Below are 18345 nucleotides of genomic sequence, written 5' to 3' on the forward strand. Positions count from 1 at the left end.
TATCCTTTAACCTATACGTTATTTATCTTCACAAACTTAGAAAGAAAATGACGGCTAATCTCTGCCCCTTTTTTTGGATTAGGGTAGCTATCTAATTCGACAGTAACCCATCCATCATAATTCACTTCATCCAAAACGGTCAGCATCTGGTCAAAATTTTGGTGACCCTCTCCCAAAGGTAAGAAATCCCCATTATGGTAGTCTTTTAAATGAACGTATTTAATACGATCCGAATACTTTTTTATAACATCTATCGGTTCTCCACCACCAGCTTCAATATGAGCAGTATCCGGGCAGAGATTTATCTTTGTTAATAGCATTAGTTTATCCAGTTGCTTAGGGGACTGTACATTTGTCCCTAAATGTGGATGGTAACTTGCTATAAGGTCATACTTTTCAGCAATGTCTGAGACAATATTAAGAGCATTCCCTAACGCTATGTAATCGCTATCCAGGATACCATTCGAACGGATTGCCCCTCCCCCGACTATAAGGTGTTTTGCGCCCGCTTTTGATGCCAAAGCAGCTACCGCCTCTATTTTTGATAATTCCTCTTCTAATATGTCAGGAAAGATAAAATTCCCACCTGTGTACACACCAATAAAATCTAAGGAATTCTCCCGTATCAAAGACTTAAATTCTTCCACTCGATCTTTGTATTCCATTAGGTTTCCATCGAAGATCTCAAAACCTTGATAGCCTGCTTCTGCTATATCTTTTAACGCTTCCTCTGTTGACCCATTTGCTAGATAGAATAAATCCTTCACTGAAGTGACTCCTGCAGGATGGCCAATTACTCCACCCCAGGTATTCGTATGATATCCCAATTTCATTATTTACCCTCCAATTCGAACTGATGAAAAGCCTTCTTTAAAACCCTAGAATAATAATCACCTCCTAAAAAGGAATAATGAGAAACTAACCCTGTATCATTTAGTTTTCTATACTCTCACTGATCGTAAGTGGTATCTAGTGTCCTAGAGGTGCTATCGATTTATAGGGTTGTGCTAGTATTCCTACAATTATCAAGTTTTATTGTTGCAGATTCCTATAAAGAGATACCCAATCCCAAGAACGATCCTTTAAATGCTTAAAGAAGTTGTTATTTCCAGGTATAAACATTAAATCAAATGTAATCGATTACATTTTGAATTGTTATATATATATTATCTATCAATCAAAATAAAAACTTAGCGTTTGAAAAATCTAAACCGTTCTCAGTCAAAGAAACCACCTCAAACAAAGCAAGTCTTCTAATTACTTCAATGTAAGTGGCCCGATAAAAACCCATTTCAATGTTTCCCACCTGATTTTTTGTTCACTGCTCATCCCTGCTCTAGTGGTTGAAACCAAGTGAGTATTGAATCGTTTACTATCTTTTCAAAGCTTTTTTACCGAACGCTACAGCCATGATAATGATCATTCCTTTAACAATCATCTGTTGGCTCACATCTAAGCCCATGATTATTAATCCGTTGTTAATAGTTCCAATCATCAACGATCCAACTACAGTCCCAACGATGGTTCCTACGCCGCCAAATAAGCTTGTTCCGCCAAGTATGACTGCTGCGATAACGGATAGCTCATCGCCCTGACCAAATGTATACCTCCCTGCATGCATACGTCCCGCATATAACAAACCTGCCAAACCCGCCATTAGGCCCGTCCCAAGAAAGACTATAAGTTTAATTTTCATGGTTTTTACACCTGAGAAACGAGCGGCACTCTCATTCCCGCCTGTGGCAAGGGTTTGTCTTCCAAAAGGTGTTTTTTTCAATAGAATATGAGCAATAATAGTCAGAATTAATGTCCACACTAATAAGATAGGAACTGCACCAATGTCACCGGATCCAAAGATAAAGTTAAAAGAAGCATCAACGATCGGCACCGGTGCAGTGTCTGTTATCCACATCGCTACCCCTGAAATAGCTCCCAACGTTCCAAGCGTAACCAAAAAGGAAGGGATTTGTACTCTTGTTACTAGCAATCCGTTAATTAATCCAACTAGTAACCCAGTCGCCAAGCCAACTGCTACACCACCTATCGCTCCATAACCAGCCTGGATGGCCAATGCACCTGTTAATGAAGATAAAGCGGCAATAGAGCCAACAGAAAGGTCAATTTCACCTGTACTGATAACAAATGTCATCGCTAGTGCCATGATTGTGATAGGAGCTGTTTGTCTAACTATATTCATAAAGTTATCTGAGCTCAAGAATCCTTGGTCAGAAAGGCTAACCGAGAAATAGAATAATACTCCTATAAAAGCTATATAAACGATATAGTTTCTCCATTCAAATCCTTTAAGTGATGTAGTTACATTGTTTCTAGGTTTGTTTTCAACTTTATTAGTGACCTTGTATTGCATATTGAAGATCCTCCTCTGTATCGATTTCTTTTCGATTGAGCTCCTTGATGATCGCTCCTTCGTGCATGATGACCACACGATCACTCATGGCCAGCAGTTCTTGAAGCTCCGAAGAGATAACAAGTATAGCCTTGCCGCTGTCAGCAAGTTCACGAATGACATCAATAATTTCTGATTTTGCACCAATGTCTACCCCTACTGTAGGTTCGTCGAGAATAAGCACCGTTGGATCATTCGCCAGCCACTTGGCCAAAACAATTTTTTGCTGGTTTCCACCTGAGAGCAAACCTGACTTTTTGAAGATACTGTCTGTCTTGATATTAAGTTTTTTAACAAACTTGTTCGTAATTTCATTGGACTTTTTATCATCAAGCAAAAAGCCTCTTTTAACCTTCGAAATGATTGGTAAGACCATGTTCTCTTTCACACTGTGCTCCAAGATTAATCCCTGTACCCTACGGTCTTCCGGAATAAGGGCTATACCCGCATTTATTGCGTCAGTTGGACTTTTTATGGTTACTTTTTGTCCATTTACAATGACTTCTCCACTATCTTTGGGGTCTACCCCAAATATGCCTCGGACCATTTCTGTTCTTCCGCTTCCCATCAGTCCGGCCACGCCAAGTATCTCACCAGGATAGATGCTTAAATTTACATTATTGACTTTTGGTCCTGACGATAAATTTTTTACCTGTAATACCGGCTGGGCAACTTTAGAATAACTTCTTTCTTTCCATTCAAAGGCCTTATTAAATTTCACCCCTACAATATGCTGAATAACAGATTCCATATCAGTATTTTCAATGTTATCTGTAGCTACATGCTTTCCGTCTCGTAAAATCGTAATACGGTCGCAAATCTTGAAGATTTCATCCATTCTATGTGAAATATAAATGATAGAATATCCTTTTGCTTTTAGTTGATTCATAAGCATAAATAGTATGTCTATCTCATTTTGAGTAAGCGAGGCAGTCGGTTCATCCATGACTAATATTTTGGCTTCCTGAGAAAGCGCTTTAGCAATTTCTGTCATTTGCCAGTACCCTACTCCAAGTTCCTGGACAATGTCATTAGGGTTGATATCGACACCTAATTCATTTATGATTTTTTCTGCTTTTAGAACAAGTTCTTTATCATTAATCAGCCCAACAGAAGTTTTGGCTTCTCTTGTGAGAAAGATATTTTGTGCAACTGTTAATGTAGGAATTAAACTAAACTCCTGAAAGATCATAGATATAAAGTTTTTTCTAGCATCCTCATAGCTATTGATTGTTACTTTTTCATTTTCAATTAAAACTTCTCCTGAGTCTGCTGTATAAACACCCGTTAAAATCTTCATTAAAGTAGATTTACCAGCACCATTTCCACCCATTAAGGCGTGTATCTCTCCCTTATTGATAGAGAAATCAACATTGTCAAGAACCTTGATACCGTTGAATGCTTTAGATATTTTCTTCATTTCAAGTATTGGCTGTCCCAAAGCTAATTCACCTTCTTTATTTGTAGAAGGTATTCATTTCAGAATAACTTCATATAATTTAATGATTTAATTAGTAGTACATATTATTCAGCTGCATTTCGAATGATCTCCGGGGCATCCACTCCGTAGATTAGCTTCCAGCTATCCAACACGTTTTCTTTGGTTACAGATAGTGCTGGTGTAGCGACATAAGCTGGTGCCTCTTTCCCAAGCAGTGCGTACCCTGCTAAAATAGATTCTGCTACGCCCTGGTCAAAAGGTAATTGACCGCCTAGGCCTTTTACAACACCTTCAGAGGCAATTTCCAATCCAACATTTGTGCCTAAGTCTGTTGTAGTGACTACTAAATCATCTTTCCCTGCTGTACGAGCAGCTGCGACGACACCTTCAGCAGGCACATCCCACACCACGAAGATACCATTAATATCTTTGTTTCTAGTTAACATTGCAGAAGCTACTTTTTCTCCATCATTTGGCCCCGTAATTCCCCCCCTTGCTACGATTTCTATATTTGGATACTTTTCTCTCATTGTTTCTTCAAAAGCATCCGTACGGTTTTTTGTTACAAAGAAATCAGCGTCATGGAAAACTATACCCACATTTCCTTTTTCACCAAGTTTTTCAGCCATAATATCAGCTGCTGCAGCACCGTTTCCGCGATTATCACCAGACACGGCACTGATATATTCCTTCCCTGGTTTTAAACCCTGTGCAACTCCATCCATAAATACTAGCTTAACCCCTTGTTGGGCTGCCTTTTTAAACGCCGGTGCTGTTGAAACTGGGTCTACTGGAACAGAAATCATTACATCTGGTTTTTTTGCTAATACTGTTTCAATATCTGAAACTTGTTTTTCTGCTTTGAATTGAGCGTCCGTCACTGCAACTACTTCGATTCCCATCCTCTTGAAGGATGCTTTCATTGCATTAACCTGGGCTGTCATATAGTCTGTTCCAGAATAGTGCATAACAATAGCAGCTTTATAATTGCCTGCTTTAATTTTTTCAATTTCTTTTTCAGTAAGCTTTAATGTTTTAGCCGAAACTGCTGCCTCACCATATGGCCCCTTATCCATAACTTTTTTATCCGAAACCTTAGGATTTATCATTAAATCACCAGTGCTTGCGATAGTTGCTGTTTTAGTAGTGTCTTTACCGCCTTCCTTTGTAGAAGCATCTTGGTTACCACAAGCTGCCAGAGCAAGTGCACCACTTATAATAATTGCAGAGATGTAAGATTTCTTTTTCATATTAATCCTCCCATTTGGTTCATTCGTTATTTTTTTAACGCTTTATTTAAGCTTAGTAAGTAATAAACCAAATTTCCTCTTGTATTAAAGAAATCAATCACCCCCTTCAATTTGTGTAATCGTTTACATTTCAAAGGACTCTTTTTTCTTAAAATCAGTCAAAGGTGATATACATAACCCCCTTAAGATATGTAATGAGGGTATGTATCATGTATTATCCATTTTATAGTTTGTAATCGATTACAAATTGCAGAAAAAATTTCTATTTTAACCTTTTGCATGATTCGCGAACAACCAGTTTATCATCTAAAATATATTGGCTTTTCTCTAGATTAACTTTACTTATAATTTTAATTAGTAATTCCATGGCTATCCTCCCAATGTCAAAGGATGGTTGAGCAACCGTAGTTAATGACGGCTCAAAAATGGAAGCAAATTTAATATCATCAAACCCAACGACTGATATGTCTCCTGGAACACTTAATCCTTTGGATTTTATCGCTTTTATCGCCCCAATTGCCATTTCATCATTAGCAGCAAAAATAGCAGTCGGGGGTACTTCATTCGCTAATAATTTAAGCGTTAAATTAAAACCACTTTCATAAGAAAAGTCCCCCTCCTGTACCATTGTTGAAAGTATAGGTAAGCTATGTTGAGCCATTGCCTGATTATATCCCTTTAAACGATCGCGACCTAACACGCTATTAAATGGCCCGGATAAAAAGCCAATTCGTTTGTGGTCTAAATTAATCAGATGTTCCGTTGCTTTTCTGGCACTGCTAATATTGTCAATCGATACAGTTGGAATTTCAAATCCTTCTGTATATTCACAAGCAAGGACAACAGGAAATTGTTTTGCAATGTCCTCTACTACTTGTCCATCAATTCTTGCAGTTAACAATATCATTCCGTCCGCCTTTTTTTGTTGAAGAATATTTAAGTATCCACTTTCACGATCCACATTATTGAGAGCATCTCCCAACAATACTTGATATCCACTTTCCATGGCTACGGATTCTATCCCCCGCAACACCTTGGAAAAAAAAGTATTCGTAATATCTGGAACAACAACAAGGATTGTTTTTGTTTCCATTCTTCGAAGCTGTCTTGCAAGAACATTAGGCTGATAGTTTAATAATTCTATCGCTTTCAGGACTCTTTCTTTTGTATCACTTTTTACGGTACCGGATTTACTTATCACCCTAGAAACTGTTGCTGTGGAAACATTCGCTTCCTTTGCAACATCAACAATTCTTATCATATTTTAAATTCCTTTCAAGATAAACTATCTTCCAATATTGTAATCGATTACATTTTAAAATGCAATAATATTTTAAATATTTAATTTTTCGTTACTATTATCAATAAAATCTTCGATTTTTATAATTATTCTTACTGTTTAACAAGCACAGATGAAATAATTATAACATCCTCCATGGACGCTATATATTGACAAATTCATAACCACCTAATGGATTATACATTTAATACTTTATTGTCGACCCCCTTATATAAATAGGCTCCACCCACAACACCTGCATCATTTCCTAATGACGCAAGTTCTAATGTTAAAGCATGGTAGGCCCGAGGTAACGTATATTGTTTTAAATACTTTTTCAATTGTTCTAGCAAGAATTCTCCTGCTTTCGAAACCCCTCCGCCAATAATCACCATTTCAGGATTATTTGTATGAACAATGGTACTAATTGCAATCCCTAAATGTTTCATTGCTTCATCAACTACATGAAGAGCATAAAAGTCCCCGCTTTCCGCAGCATTTAATACATCTTTGGCTTCAATTTTCCCGTTATCTTCTTTAATTACATATAAATCAGTAGAACCGGAGTAATTTTCAATCATTTCATTTCCCAACCTTACCATACCAGTTGCACTTGCGATTGTTTCCAGGCAACCCACTTTTCCACAACCACAAACAATTCCATTATCCTTTGAAAATATATGTCCGATCTCTCCACCCATCCCATTTATTCCTCTTACCACTTCTCCGTCTACAATGACTCCCCCACCTACTCCGGTACCGAGCGTCACCATTAAAATGTTTTTCTTTCCTATTCCAGCACCCATCCACATCTCACCTATAGCTGCTAAATTAGCATCATTTTCGATGGCCACTGGTAGTCTAAAACCCTCTTCTAATTCCTCTTTCAGTGGATAGTTTTCTTTCCAAGGTATATTAGGGGAATTTGTTACACATCCAGTAACTGAATCTACAAATCCTGGAACACCGACACCAACCCCATTAAAAGAATCCATCTCAAAATTAAGTTCAACTATTTTTTTGTTAACGGTTTCAATAATGTCACCAACGATTTTTACGCCGTTATACGAGATATCTGTCGGTATTTCCCACTTCGCTAACGTCATTCCATCTAATTTTATAAAAGCTAATTTTATGCTTGTTCCACCAATATCAATACCAATACACTTATCTTTCAAATAAAACACCCACCTAACTATTAATGAATTGCGGTTCCTTTCTCAGAAACAAAAAATGAAAAAGAAACGAGAAAAGGTACTATTCTTTTTTTGTAAATTCCTAAACAAGTATACAATGATTTGCTTTACTTTAACAGGTACCTTACTTTTGTTTTTGTAGCATGTCGTAAACTTCAAAAAAAAAAGGGACTTACACAGCGTTTTAAATGTTACAAACACACAATCTTTTAATTGATTGTAAATTCCTTTTTGATATGGACCAAGTAGCGCATACCAGCTTTTCTTTAGACTTCGAAAACGGGATTACTGTCTTTAAATTTTTGTGTTTATTTCAATTAAATTTTTCACTTTAATAACTTCATAAAACCTTATAATGCTCTCTGCCGTTTTCTCTAAGTTTTCTTTTCCATTAGCTAATGCTTCTTCTAAAGAAGATGCCCCTTGCAGTATACTAAATAAGGAATCAATCCCTTTTTCATATAGTATATCAATATCACCACTTACTCTTCCTGCCAGCGCTATTACCCGTTTATTATATTTCTTTGCCACAGTTGCAACTCCATATGGCGTTTTCCCGTATTGTGTTTGAAAATCAATACTTCCTTCACCAGTCCAGACCATGTCAGCGACTTTTATTTTTTCTTCTAAACCAGTATATTCTATTACCATATCAATGCCTTTTTTCAAAGCTCCATTTAAAAATACAATAAGTCCAGCTCCCAGTCCCCCAGCTGCTCCTGCACCGGGAATATCTAATACTTCCTTGTTCAATTGTTCTTTTATGACATTAGCATATTTTCTTAAGTTACTTTCTAGTATTTCAACCATTTCTGGATTGGCTCCCTTTTGAGGTCCAAAAATACGTGATGCTCCACTTTCTCCACAAAGAGGATTGGTCACATCACAGGCTATTTCGACAACTACATGTTTCAAACGAGGATCAAGTTCTGTTAAGTTTATTCTAGCTAACTTTCCTAACTCACTGCCACCAAACCTGAGTTCCTTTCCTTCTTTATCTAACAACTTCCCACCTAATGCCTGTACAACACCTGCTCCGCCATCATTAGTCGCACTTCCTCCTATGCCTATCAATAATTTTTTAACTCCGTGATCTAAACAGGCTTTTATAAGCTGTCCCGTTCCATATGTTGTTGTAATTAGCGGATTTCTTTTTTCTAAAGGGACTAATTGGATTCCACTAGCGCTAGCCATCTCTATTACTCCTGTTTCCCCATCTCTTAGAATCCCATAGTGTGCTTCCACTTCGTTTCCAAGTGGCCCAATTACATTTAACGAATGAAATTCTCCTCCAGTAGCATCGACCAAAGATTGCATTGTACCTTCGCCTCCATCTGCCATCGGTACATGAATGCAAGTAATCTTATCATTTACTTTTTTTATGCCTCTTTCCATTGCTTCACAAGCCTCTTTAGCTGTCATGCTTTCCTTAAATGAATCCGGTGCTAAGACTATGACTAAATCCTTTTCCATATTAATCACACCTTCCCATAATGATTATGAATGTAGCCACACTGAATAACAGTACCTTATGATATCCAATAGATCTTCGTTAACTTCCTTACACTTTTAAGATAGAATGTTTTTACCAATTGCTGAGAAGTCCTGTTCTCCAAACTCCTTCTCCGAAGTCTTATAAAGTTGAAGCGCGAAAGAAGAAAGCGGCAATTCCTTATTTTTCCCCTCGTCCACAGCAATCTGGATATCTTTTTTCATTAAGCTAAGTTTAAATCCTGGTGCAAAATCCCTTTTTAATAAGCTATCCAACTTGTTCACCAACATCCAAGAAGCCCCTGAACTGTTCCCTATCACTTGTTTCAACATATCCATATCAACATCTAGTTGTTCAGCTAAAGCCACAGCTTCGGCCGAAGCAATCATCTGAATACCTGCCAACATTTGATTAATTGCTTTAATTGCTTTTCCTGCACCAATAGAGCCTACCAAATAAATACTTTGTGCCATTGCCTCCAACACTGGTCTGGCTTTTTCCAGTACTTCTGAATCTCCTCCTGCTATTACAGTCAAATTTCCTTGTTCAGCCCCAAATGTTCCCCCGCTAACTGGTGCATCCAAAACACGAATCCTTTTTTCCTGATAAGCAGCATGAATCTTTTTCATCATTCCAGGAGAACCTGAAGTCATTTCAATTAATATCTTGTCAGAGTTGAAACTCTTCAGCACTTGATCAGAAAGCAGCACATTTTCCATTTCATTGTCCGTAGGTAGAATACTAATCAAAACCTGGCTATGTGAAATGATATCTGCTATCGATATGTGCTCAATCGCTCCATACTTTTTTAATTCTTCTATAGGTTTTCGATTTTTATGAGATGACACATGCAATTCATAGCCTTTTTTTAGAACATTCTTTGCCATAGGCATTCCCATTGCTCCAAGTCCGATAAAGCCTACACTTTTTAATTCCATTCAGCAAACTCCTCCAGTTATAATAGTTATTACCTAAATACAAGAAGCGAGGTGTGGAAGCACATAAGTAAGTGCCTACCCCACTTCTGTTTAAGTCGGAAGATTGATATAGTTAAAGCTCATGTGTTGTATTATCCGTATCATCATAAAAAACTGATTTTTATTATGAATCATGAAATTTCCCATTTCAAATGAGTAGCAATTTTTTTAACTAGTTATTAAAACAAATATCGTTTAACAAGTTTTGAGGTTTTTCATTTTGTAAAGCTGTCATTAAATTAGTCATGGCGAGATTAGCCATTTTCGTTCTAGTTGCAATACTCGCGCTACCTATATGCGGAAGAGTAACCACATTTGGTAATGTTAAAAGGGGGTGATCTAAAGAAACAGGTTCATTTTCAAACACATCAATACCTGCCCCCCAAATCTCTCTATTTTTTATAGCGTTATATAAAGCTATTTCATTTACAATTCCACCTCTAGCCGTATTAATAAGTACAGCATTCTCTTTCATTAATGAAAGTTGCTCCGATCCAATTAGATTTTTGGTTTCTGTAGTGTAAGGAACCATGACACATACAAAATCTGATTCTAGTAAAAGGTTTTCAAGTGAGGTATAGTTTATGCCTAATTCATACTCTTGTTCATATTTACGGCTTCTACTAGAATACAGGACCTTCATATCAAACCCTTTTGCTCTTCTTACTAATGCCTCTCCAATCCTACCTAAGCCAATTATCCCCAAAGTAGCTCCATGTATGTCCAGTCCAGTCAGTTGCATAGGAGACCATGTTTTCCATTCACCACTTTTCAAATAATCAGATGCCTCTATTAGACGGCGAGCTGTTGCCATTAAAAGACCAAACGTTAAATCTGCTGTGGTTTCTGTTAAAACATCTGGTGTATTCGTGACCATAATGCCATGTGTAGTCGCACTGTTAATATCAATATTGTTATAGCCAACTGCCATATTAGCGATGATTTTAAGGTTTTTTGCTTTTCTTATCAGTGCATCGTCTATTGTTTCTGTTAATAAACATAATAAACCATCAATCTCTCCAATTTCTTTTTCAAGAATCTCATAGGGTATGGGAATATCTTCGTGATCCCACATTCGTACCTCGCAAGTTTTGTTAATTCTCTTTACGATTTGTTCTGGGATTCGCCTTGTTATATAAACTTTTGGCTTCATTTAATGTCCCTCACTACTTATTAATGATTCAGAAGTACTAAAAATTTCACAGCCCTTTTCCTTCAAAGTACTATCAACCCAACTTCTATCTACTGTCCCTTGCTCAATTGATTGAAAAATCTCTTCTTCTCTTTGAGCTTGAATTTTTACTTTTTGAAGGATTTCTTCTACATTTTCTATAGGGACAACTATAAGACCATCTTCATCCCCTACAATAAGGTCACCTGGGTTGATAATCATACCACCAAGAGAGATGCGGACATTGATTTCACCTGGTCCATCTTTATATGGGCCACGATGAGTTACTCCTTTTGCATAGATAGGAAATGAATCATGTTTGAAAGCTAGTGAATCCCGAATAGCACCGTGAATCACAAATCCTGCTATACCATTTTTTTTGGCTATTCTTTGCATAATCTCCCCAACAATTGCGTTTGTTGTATCCCCGCCTGCATCAACTACAATAACATCACCAGGTTGTGCTAGATCAATTGCTTTATGGACCATTAAGTTATCCCCCGGTCTTGTTTTGACTGTTACAGCTGTACCTACAAGTTTTCCCCCTTTATGATAGGGTCTTAAGTCAGAAATCGCACCTTGCAGCCGGCTCATATTATCACTGATATGAGGAGTGACAACGTTTTGGAACTCCTCGACTATCCTTTTATCAACACGATTTTCAACTGGAAATACTCTAAAACCGATATTCATTTTCCTAATCTCCCCTTTATAATTAGCTTCCAATTATTTGTGAGTTTCCCTTGCCATCTTTTAAAAGGAATACTATCCGATTGATATGAAACTCCCCTACATTGAGGCTTTCACAATCATAGCTGTACTTCACTTTTTCGTGTCTTTGGCCATTGTCGAGTATTTATTTGCATTTCTCCATCTATTTGAGTTACATAAATACTGTTTATCCAATTTAAATCGTCTTTTTCAGGGTAATCCTCTCGATAATGGCAACTTCTACTTTCTGTACGTGTTTTTGCAGAGATAACAATTGCGCGGGAAGTGACGAGCATATGTTTAAGGTCAATGGCAGTAAAGAGATTATTCTCATCAATATTAAAATCTCCATTTACTATAGAACGCTCTAGTTCATCAATAAGTGTAAGCGCAACATTCAAGCGCTTATCGTTACGGATAACCAAACAATTTTTATACATAGTTTCCTTAAGTAAATGGATGGCATCATTAAGTTCTTTTTCGCCTTTGCTGATTGAAATTAATTCGCTTAAATCATCTAATACAGCTAGGGATTCTTTTTCAGGATTTTCAGTAATTTCTTTTTTGTCAGCATAAGCGGCTGCTGCTTTTCCAGTACGGTAGCCAAAAACTTGTCCCTCAGCCAGAGAGTTTCCACCAGGACGGTCCGGACCACGCACACCTCCTGCTGTTTCCCCTGCGATAAATAAACCGGATATATTTGTGGTACCATCTGGGCTTTCGATTAAGGCTCCTCCATTCATACACTGAGCTACAAGTGCTATCTCGAACTGATCTTTAAACACATCAATCCCTTTTGACTTCAGTACACCTTTTGTCTTAGGCATTTTTTGTTCTACAATGCCTTCAGAACCATCAGGCATCGTACACCAAACTCCCCCGTTAGGGGTGGGATTTAACTCCAATTCTTTCTGAATGGAAGTATCTAAGTAATACGCAGCTGTTGAAATGGTGAATGGAAATACTTTATGGTTATAAACATCCTCAATTTTGACATGTGGAGGTACATGCTTTTTGAGAATATTTTCTCCTTTGGTGTTTGTGAGTATAGGTTTCGGCTTCCACACCGGTCCAGATAATAATGTGATGGAAGGATTAATCACTCCTGGTCCGATTTGAATAAATTCCATATTGATGAGAGGGATACCTAGTTCATAGGCCATCGCATATCCATTTCCGGTCATATCTGGAGTCCCTACACCATATTTATAAACATGATGAGCCCCTCCACACGCAAGGATAATGGACGGTGTTTTGTAAAGAATGATCTCTTTTGTATCCCTATTTATACCAAGTGCTCCTGAAATGCTTTTGTTTTTATCGATTAATAATTTAAACACCATAATATTTTCATCAATAGGCACGTTATGTTTTTTAATTTGCTTTGCTAGCGCAACTAAAATGTGACGCGCTGTTACGCCATTTACTCGGCATGTTCTTGGATATGTGGCAAAATCACTCATACCTTGTACTAGCTTTCCGTTTTCTTCTTTATCAAAGTTTAACCCTATGTTCCTAAGATCTTGAATACGATCAGGAACTTCCGAGGCAAGTGTCCAAACAAGTTCAGGATCAATAAAGCCTCTTCCAGCATCTAACGTATCTTCATAGTGGATTTCAGGATGATCTCGTTCATCTGCATGGCCAATGGCTGCCGCAATCGCTAACAATTCCGAAAATGCTGTTGCAGTAGAGCCACTTCCAAGCCATTTTGATTTTACAGCGATTCGAACACTTACACCCGATTCGACCGAAGAAAGAGCAGCTCTTGCTGCAGCTCCACCACCTCCCACAACTAATACATCTGTTTCAATGATTCGACCAATTTTTAAGTAAGACACTCCGTTACACCCTTTCCATTAAAACTTCATTTTTAGATTCCATGAAAAGCGATGGCTCCATCAACTTTAGATTAGAAGAAATAGTAATTTCACAATCCACATTCGAAAGAATATCTTTTTTCACATCAATCCCGGGTGCATGTTCAATAAGGACCAAGCCTTTCTCCTCTAAACGGAAAACACAACGTTCCGTAATATACAGAATTTCTTGCCCTTTTTTCAAAGCTTGATTAGCGTTAAAGGTCATATGTTCGATGGATTGGATAAATTTTTTATATCGTCCCTCATTTTCGATTTTTATCTTACCTTCTTCCACAGATACCTTTAACCCTCCACTTGTTAATGTCCCACAAAAGATAATTTTTGGAGTTTTATGAGTAATATCGATGAATCCACCGGAACCCCGGTAGATACCATTAAACTTACTTACGTTTACATTTCCACTACCATCAATTTGGGCAAATCCTAGAAAGGTTGCAGATAATCCCCCGGCTTGATAAAAATCAAAGATTTGAGGTGAAGTTACAAAAGCCTCTGGGTTATTATGAGCTCCAAATACTTCTACCCCCATTGGAACACCACCAATAGCCCCATGCTCTAAAGAAAAGGTAATTTCCTTGAAGAAATCTCCTTCCAGAGCCAATTGAGGTAAATCTACAGGAATACCTACTCCTAAATTAACGATAGCTCCTGAAACAATTTCTTTTGCTGCTCTGCGAAGAATCACTTTTTTAGCATCTAATGGTAAGTGTTTTTTTAATTGACTAATAGGCTGTTTAATTTCTCCTGTCCAGCTAGGGTTATAATCTGGAAGTAGACTTTGCTTTTGTTCTTCGTCTATCACTATGGCATCTACTAAAATACCGGGAATTTCTACCGAACGAGGGTGAAGGGTATTTTTTCCGGTCACACGCTTAACTTGAACAATGACATATCCCCCATTAGCCTTTGCTGCCATGGCCATTTCCAGTCCACTTAACGTCGCCGGTTCTTCTTCTAAGGTAATATTTCCACTTTCATCGGCGGTAGTACCTCTTATGATTGCCACGTCTATTGGGAAAGACGGGTAGAATAAATGTTCATCTTCATCAATCTCAAGCAACCGAACAAGCTCATCTTTTGTATGCTCATTTAATTTGCCTCCATCATATCTAGGGTCCACATAGGTATGTAAACCAGCTTTTGTCAAGAGCCCTGGATGCCCTCCTGCAATTGATCTAATTAATTGAAATAAGGTCCCCATAGAAAAATTGTACGCCTCTATTTCATTGTTACGAATCATGCCTGCCACTTTTTGATTTTCTTTAATATGAAAGCTACCGCTTATTAGGCGTTTTAACATGCCTTTGTGAGCAAAATGCTCAAGTCCTGTCCTTCTTTTAGGGTCCCATCCTACTCTGACTGGTGTAATAACAGATAGATTTTTAGGTTCATCTTCAGTTAAAAAACGTTCCTCAAGCGCAGCTAGGACTTTTTCTGGACATAAGATCGAGATTAACCCACCAATCGTAATGGTCGCATTACTTGGTATATTTTTAACTGCTTCTTCAACAGAAACTACTTTGGAGTTACTAATTTGGTTGTAAGATGCTGTGCTCATCCCATTTACCTCCTAGTTTTCTTTATTGAAATCCCTCAACGACTTCAATATTTAAGTACTTTTACATTACTATTGTCGTTGGTTGAATTTTCTTTCAAGTACATCTGAAGCTAACATGGTCTTATGAACTTGTAACGTACCACCCGCAATTGAGGCAGAACGAACACATCGATAATACCATTCGAGCGGATATTGTTTAGAAAATCCATAGCCACCATGAAGTTGAATGCATGTATCAGTGATTTTTTGAGCAGCCTCAGCTACAAACAGTTTGGCAACACTAACTGCATTTTTATCAGGTTTATTGTCAGATGCCGCTTCACCTGCACGATAAAGTAAAGTACGAGCAGCTTCAAGCTGGACATACATATCGGATATCATCCATTGCAACCCTTGGAATTCACAAATTTCCTTACCAAATTGTTTACGTTGTTTTACATGTTCGATTGTGCGATCAAAAGCAGCTTGTGTAATCCCTATGGTTTGGGCTAAAAACCCTAAACGCACACCGTTGTAGACCCCCATTAACTTTTTGAAGGCGTTATCTGTTACAAGGACATTTTCTTTTGGTACAAGGGCATCTTCAAAATATAAAGCACATTGTATTTCACCGCTCATATTTTCTTCATTCGGTCCTACCGTAAAACCCGGAGTGCCACGTTCTACTAAGAGTGCGCCTATATCTGACGTACGTCCTGTATTACCGAATCGAGCATAGACAACAAATACATCAGCAAGATGAGCATCACTAATAAAAACTTTTGAACCATTTAAACGGAAGTAATCTCCTTCTTTAATGGCTGTTGTAGTTAAATCAGTTGCTGCACTGCCTGCTTCTGGTTCACTCATTCCCAGTGCAACAAACAATTTTCCGGATGTTACCATTGGTAAATATTTTTTCTTTTGTTCCTCATTACCTAAATGATTAATATATGAAGCAATACCCATACTTGCATGATAAGCATGACGCCCGCTAGTTGGACACACCCTGCATAATTCTTCGATGATCAGTAATGCGTCAAATAAATCCAAACCCATTCCTCCATATTTTTCCGGAAGAGTTAAGCCTAAAAATCCGTGATCGGCTAATTTTTTTGCATTATCCCAAAACTTCTTGCCTTCTAGCCATTCAGTGGCAGGTTCTAATTTACGTTTGGCAAAATCTCTTGCAAGATCTCTCCAATTTTGTTGAGTTTCTGTTATTTGCATATATATTCCCCTTTCTTGTTAGTAAAAAATGTTAAAACCATCAAATTATCCACTTTATCTATAATAGATTATCGATAATTTGAATTAATGAAATATCATCTATCCATCTATCCATCTATCCATCTATCAAAAATATAGATAAGAATAAAAAATAGATAGATGTTTTTATAAGGAGGTCCCTTTCGTAAAGCAAGCGACTCACCTGATTACATTTTTAACTTGTTATCTAAAAAAAAATAGTTACTACTCTTACAATCGCTAGGTTTACATAAACAAAGGGCTAAATAAAGGTCTCTCTCTTTCTATTCATAATAAAAGGAACTCATGATCTAGTTATATCGCTTCTACTTTCTTAGTAAAGTCAATAAAAAGGGATGCTCCAGCTAAGACTAAACCAAAGATACTAAATAGAACCAGTCCCATAAAATATGAACCTGTAAACGATACAATAAAACCGATTACAATAGGAGTGATGACACCAGCCATGTTCCCTGCAAAATTCATACATCCTCCTATCGTACCAACATGTTCACGCTGGGCAATTGTGGCTGGAATACTCCAATACAAGCCAGCCCACCGTAGGAAGAATAATGCGATACACAGTAAAGTAACAGCCATGGTAGGAGATGTTGAGAGCGTTAATAATAATATGCAAGAGGCACTAATTAACCCTGATATGACTAAGAGAGTATGCATAACCGTATTAAATTTACCGCCTTTTTCCCTCCATTTGTCTGCAATCCATCCCCCAGTCAATTCACCTACAACACCTCCACCAAAAATAAGCAATATCGCACCTCCAATGGTTGTTATATCTAAGCCTTGTGTTTTTGCCAAGTAATTAGGTCCCCAAGTCATGAGACCGAAAAAAATCGTGTTTAACGAATAAAAGCCTAGGCACATGCACCAAAAGTTTCGATTTTTAAAGTAATGTTTGATCTTAGTGGTTTGAGTTTTCCCTTGGGAATCCGAGTTGTATTCCTCTAAATGTGCTTTTTTTAGATATTCTCGTTCAGCTTTGTTCACCCTTGGATTAGTTTCTGGGGTTCCCTTTATAACTTTCCAACTGATTAAGCCAATCACGATTGTAAGAAGACCAACTCCGATTAAGGCACCACGCCATCCTCCGAGCCATGCCATGAAGGCTATTGTTAATGGTCCACCAAGGGCGGTTCCTAAGGATGCACCGCTATCAAGTAAAGTAGCACCACGTCCTCTTTCTTTGGAAGTTAGCCATACGGATTGCATTTTGGATCCACTTGGAAACATAGGTGATTCCGCTATTCCCAGTAACACCCGTAAGAAGATAAGCATTTTACTGGTACTAACAAACCCAGTTAAAGTTTGCGCCAATCCCCATGCAAGTGCTGAACCCACTATTAATTTATCAGGTCTATAACGGTCCGCAATTAAACCAACCGGAATTTGCATAAGTGCATATCCCCAGAAAAAGGAACTTAGTACAAGCCCTACAATGGCAGGGTCCAAAGCTAAGTCCTTTTGGAGTGCTGGCATGGCGACAGATAAAACAGCCCTATCAATATAATTGATTGTAGTGAGACCAAGTAGAGCAACAAACACTTGCCAACGTACATTGGTAGGTCTATCCAAATCATGTGACAATGGTTTACTGTTGGATAATTCCAGGTCTGAATCCTTACGTTGTAGTGACATTTTATCAATCCCCCACTAAGAGTAAATTTCGTGCCTTTTTTGAAAACGTAGGACCATTTATCTCTGTTAAAATTTTAGTTGTTACCTTTTCCAGCAC

Annotated in this window: 14 protein-coding genes; all 14 read right to left on the reverse strand. The window is 37.7% G+C overall.

All coding sequences use genetic code 11. The features are described from left to right. Positions 1-11 precede the first annotated feature (11 nt). On the reverse strand, positions 12-833 hold the full coding sequence (locus ACIROD_RS02245) for a sugar phosphate isomerase/epimerase family protein (protein ID WP_402937530.1): 822 nt from the start codon (positions 831-833) through the stop codon (positions 12-14). A 539-nt stretch (positions 834-1372) separates the two neighbouring features. Beyond that, the gene (locus ACIROD_RS02250) at positions 1373-2368 is read right to left on the reverse strand and encodes an ABC transporter permease (RefSeq protein ID WP_201225245.1); all 996 of its coding nucleotides are present in this window, start codon (positions 2366-2368) and stop codon (positions 1373-1375) included. Further along, a complete protein-coding gene (locus ACIROD_RS02255) occupies positions 2349-3848 on the reverse strand; it encodes a sugar ABC transporter ATP-binding protein (RefSeq protein ID WP_402937534.1) in 1500 nt (499 codons plus the stop codon). The genes ACIROD_RS02250 and ACIROD_RS02255 overlap by 20 nt, the downstream gene beginning before the upstream one ends. Positions 3849-3931: 83 nt before the next feature. Then, positions 3932-5098: a substrate-binding domain-containing protein gene (locus ACIROD_RS02260; RefSeq protein WP_402937537.1), complete on the reverse strand. Its 1167-nt coding sequence runs from the start codon at positions 5096-5098 to the stop codon at positions 3932-3934. Positions 5099-5360: 262 nt separating this feature from the next. Beyond that, the gene (locus ACIROD_RS02265) at positions 5361-6359 is read right to left on the reverse strand and encodes a LacI family DNA-binding transcriptional regulator (RefSeq protein ID WP_230175727.1); all 999 of its coding nucleotides are present in this window, start codon (positions 6357-6359) and stop codon (positions 5361-5363) included. A 215-nt stretch (positions 6360-6574) separates the two neighbouring features. After that, positions 6575-7555: an ROK family glucokinase gene (locus tag ACIROD_RS02270; protein WP_402937541.1), complete on the reverse strand. Its 981-nt coding sequence runs from the start codon at positions 7553-7555 to the stop codon at positions 6575-6577. A gap of 312 nt (positions 7556-7867) precedes the next feature. Continuing rightward, positions 7868-9046: a glycerate kinase family protein gene (locus ACIROD_RS02275; RefSeq protein ID WP_402937544.1), complete on the reverse strand. Its 1179-nt coding sequence runs from the start codon at positions 9044-9046 to the stop codon at positions 7868-7870. Between the two features lie 96 nt (positions 9047-9142). Further along, complete coding sequence (locus ACIROD_RS02280) at positions 9143-10003, reverse strand: NAD(P)-dependent oxidoreductase (protein ID WP_402937546.1); 861 nt, start codon at positions 10001-10003, stop codon at positions 9143-9145. 211 nt (positions 10004-10214) lie between these two features. Beyond that, positions 10215-11195, reverse strand: coding sequence for a 2-hydroxyacid dehydrogenase (locus ACIROD_RS02285; RefSeq protein WP_402937549.1), 981 nt, complete (start codon positions 11193-11195; stop codon positions 10215-10217). Beyond that, positions 11196-11906, reverse strand: coding sequence for an RraA family protein (locus tag ACIROD_RS02290; RefSeq protein ID WP_098866264.1), 711 nt, complete (start codon positions 11904-11906; stop codon positions 11196-11198). It lies immediately after the preceding gene. Between the two features lie 116 nt (positions 11907-12022). Then, on the reverse strand, positions 12023-13765 hold the full coding sequence (locus tag ACIROD_RS02295) for an FAD-binding protein (protein WP_402937553.1): 1743 nt from the start codon (positions 13763-13765) through the stop codon (positions 12023-12025). 4 nt (positions 13766-13769) lie between these two features. After that, entirely contained in the window at positions 13770-15365 is a 1596-nt protein-coding gene (locus ACIROD_RS02300) for an acyl CoA:acetate/3-ketoacid CoA transferase (RefSeq protein WP_402937556.1), read from the reverse strand. Between the two features lie 69 nt (positions 15366-15434). Continuing rightward, on the reverse strand, positions 15435-16574 hold the full coding sequence (locus ACIROD_RS02305; protein WP_098866267.1) for an acyl-CoA dehydrogenase family protein: 1140 nt from the start codon (positions 16572-16574) through the stop codon (positions 15435-15437). Between the two features lie 333 nt (positions 16575-16907). Next, positions 16908-18248, reverse strand: coding sequence for an MFS transporter (locus ACIROD_RS02310; RefSeq protein WP_402937560.1), 1341 nt, complete (start codon positions 18246-18248; stop codon positions 16908-16910). Positions 18249-18345 lie beyond the last annotated feature (97 nt).

The organism is Peribacillus sp. NPDC101481 (assembly GCF_044767165.1).
Lineage (GTDB): Bacteria > Bacillota > Bacilli > Bacillales > DSM-1321 > Peribacillus.

Excerpts from the sequence above, each read along its gene's own strand:
- ACIROD_RS02280 (WP_402937546.1), bottom strand. The coding sequence starts at position 10,003 with ATGGAATTAAAAAGTGTAGGCTTTATCGGACTTGGAGCAATGGGAATG.
- ACIROD_RS02275 (WP_402937544.1), bottom strand. The coding sequence starts at position 9,046 with ATGGAAAAGGATTTAGTCATAGTCTTAGCACCGGATTCATTTAAGGAA.
- ACIROD_RS02300 (WP_402937556.1), bottom strand. The coding sequence starts at position 15,365 with ATGAGCACAGCATCTTACAACCAAATTAGTAACTCCAAAGTAGTTTCT.
- ACIROD_RS02305 (WP_098866267.1), bottom strand. The coding sequence starts at position 16,574 with ATGCAAATAACAGAAACTCAACAAAATTGGAGAGATCTTGCAAGAGAT.
- ACIROD_RS02290 (WP_098866264.1), bottom strand. The coding sequence starts at position 11,906 with ATGAATATCGGTTTTAGAGTATTTCCAGTTGAAAATCGTGTTGATAAA.
- ACIROD_RS02265 (WP_230175727.1), bottom strand. The coding sequence starts at position 6,359 with ATGATAAGAATTGTTGATGTTGCAAAGGAAGCGAATGTTTCCACAGCA.
- ACIROD_RS02285 (WP_402937549.1), bottom strand. The coding sequence starts at position 11,195 with ATGAAGCCAAAAGTTTATATAACAAGGCGAATCCCAGAACAAATCGTA.
- ACIROD_RS02310 (WP_402937560.1), bottom strand. The coding sequence starts at position 18,248 with ATGTCACTACAACGTAAGGATTCAGACCTGGAATTATCCAACAGTAAA.
- ACIROD_RS02260 (WP_402937537.1), bottom strand. The coding sequence starts at position 5,098 with ATGAAAAAGAAATCTTACATCTCTGCAATTATTATAAGTGGTGCACTT.
- ACIROD_RS02245 (WP_402937530.1), bottom strand. The coding sequence starts at position 833 with ATGAAATTGGGATATCATACGAATACCTGGGGTGGAGTAATTGGCCAT.
- ACIROD_RS02250 (WP_201225245.1), bottom strand. The coding sequence starts at position 2,368 with ATGCAATACAAGGTCACTAATAAAGTTGAAAACAAACCTAGAAACAAT.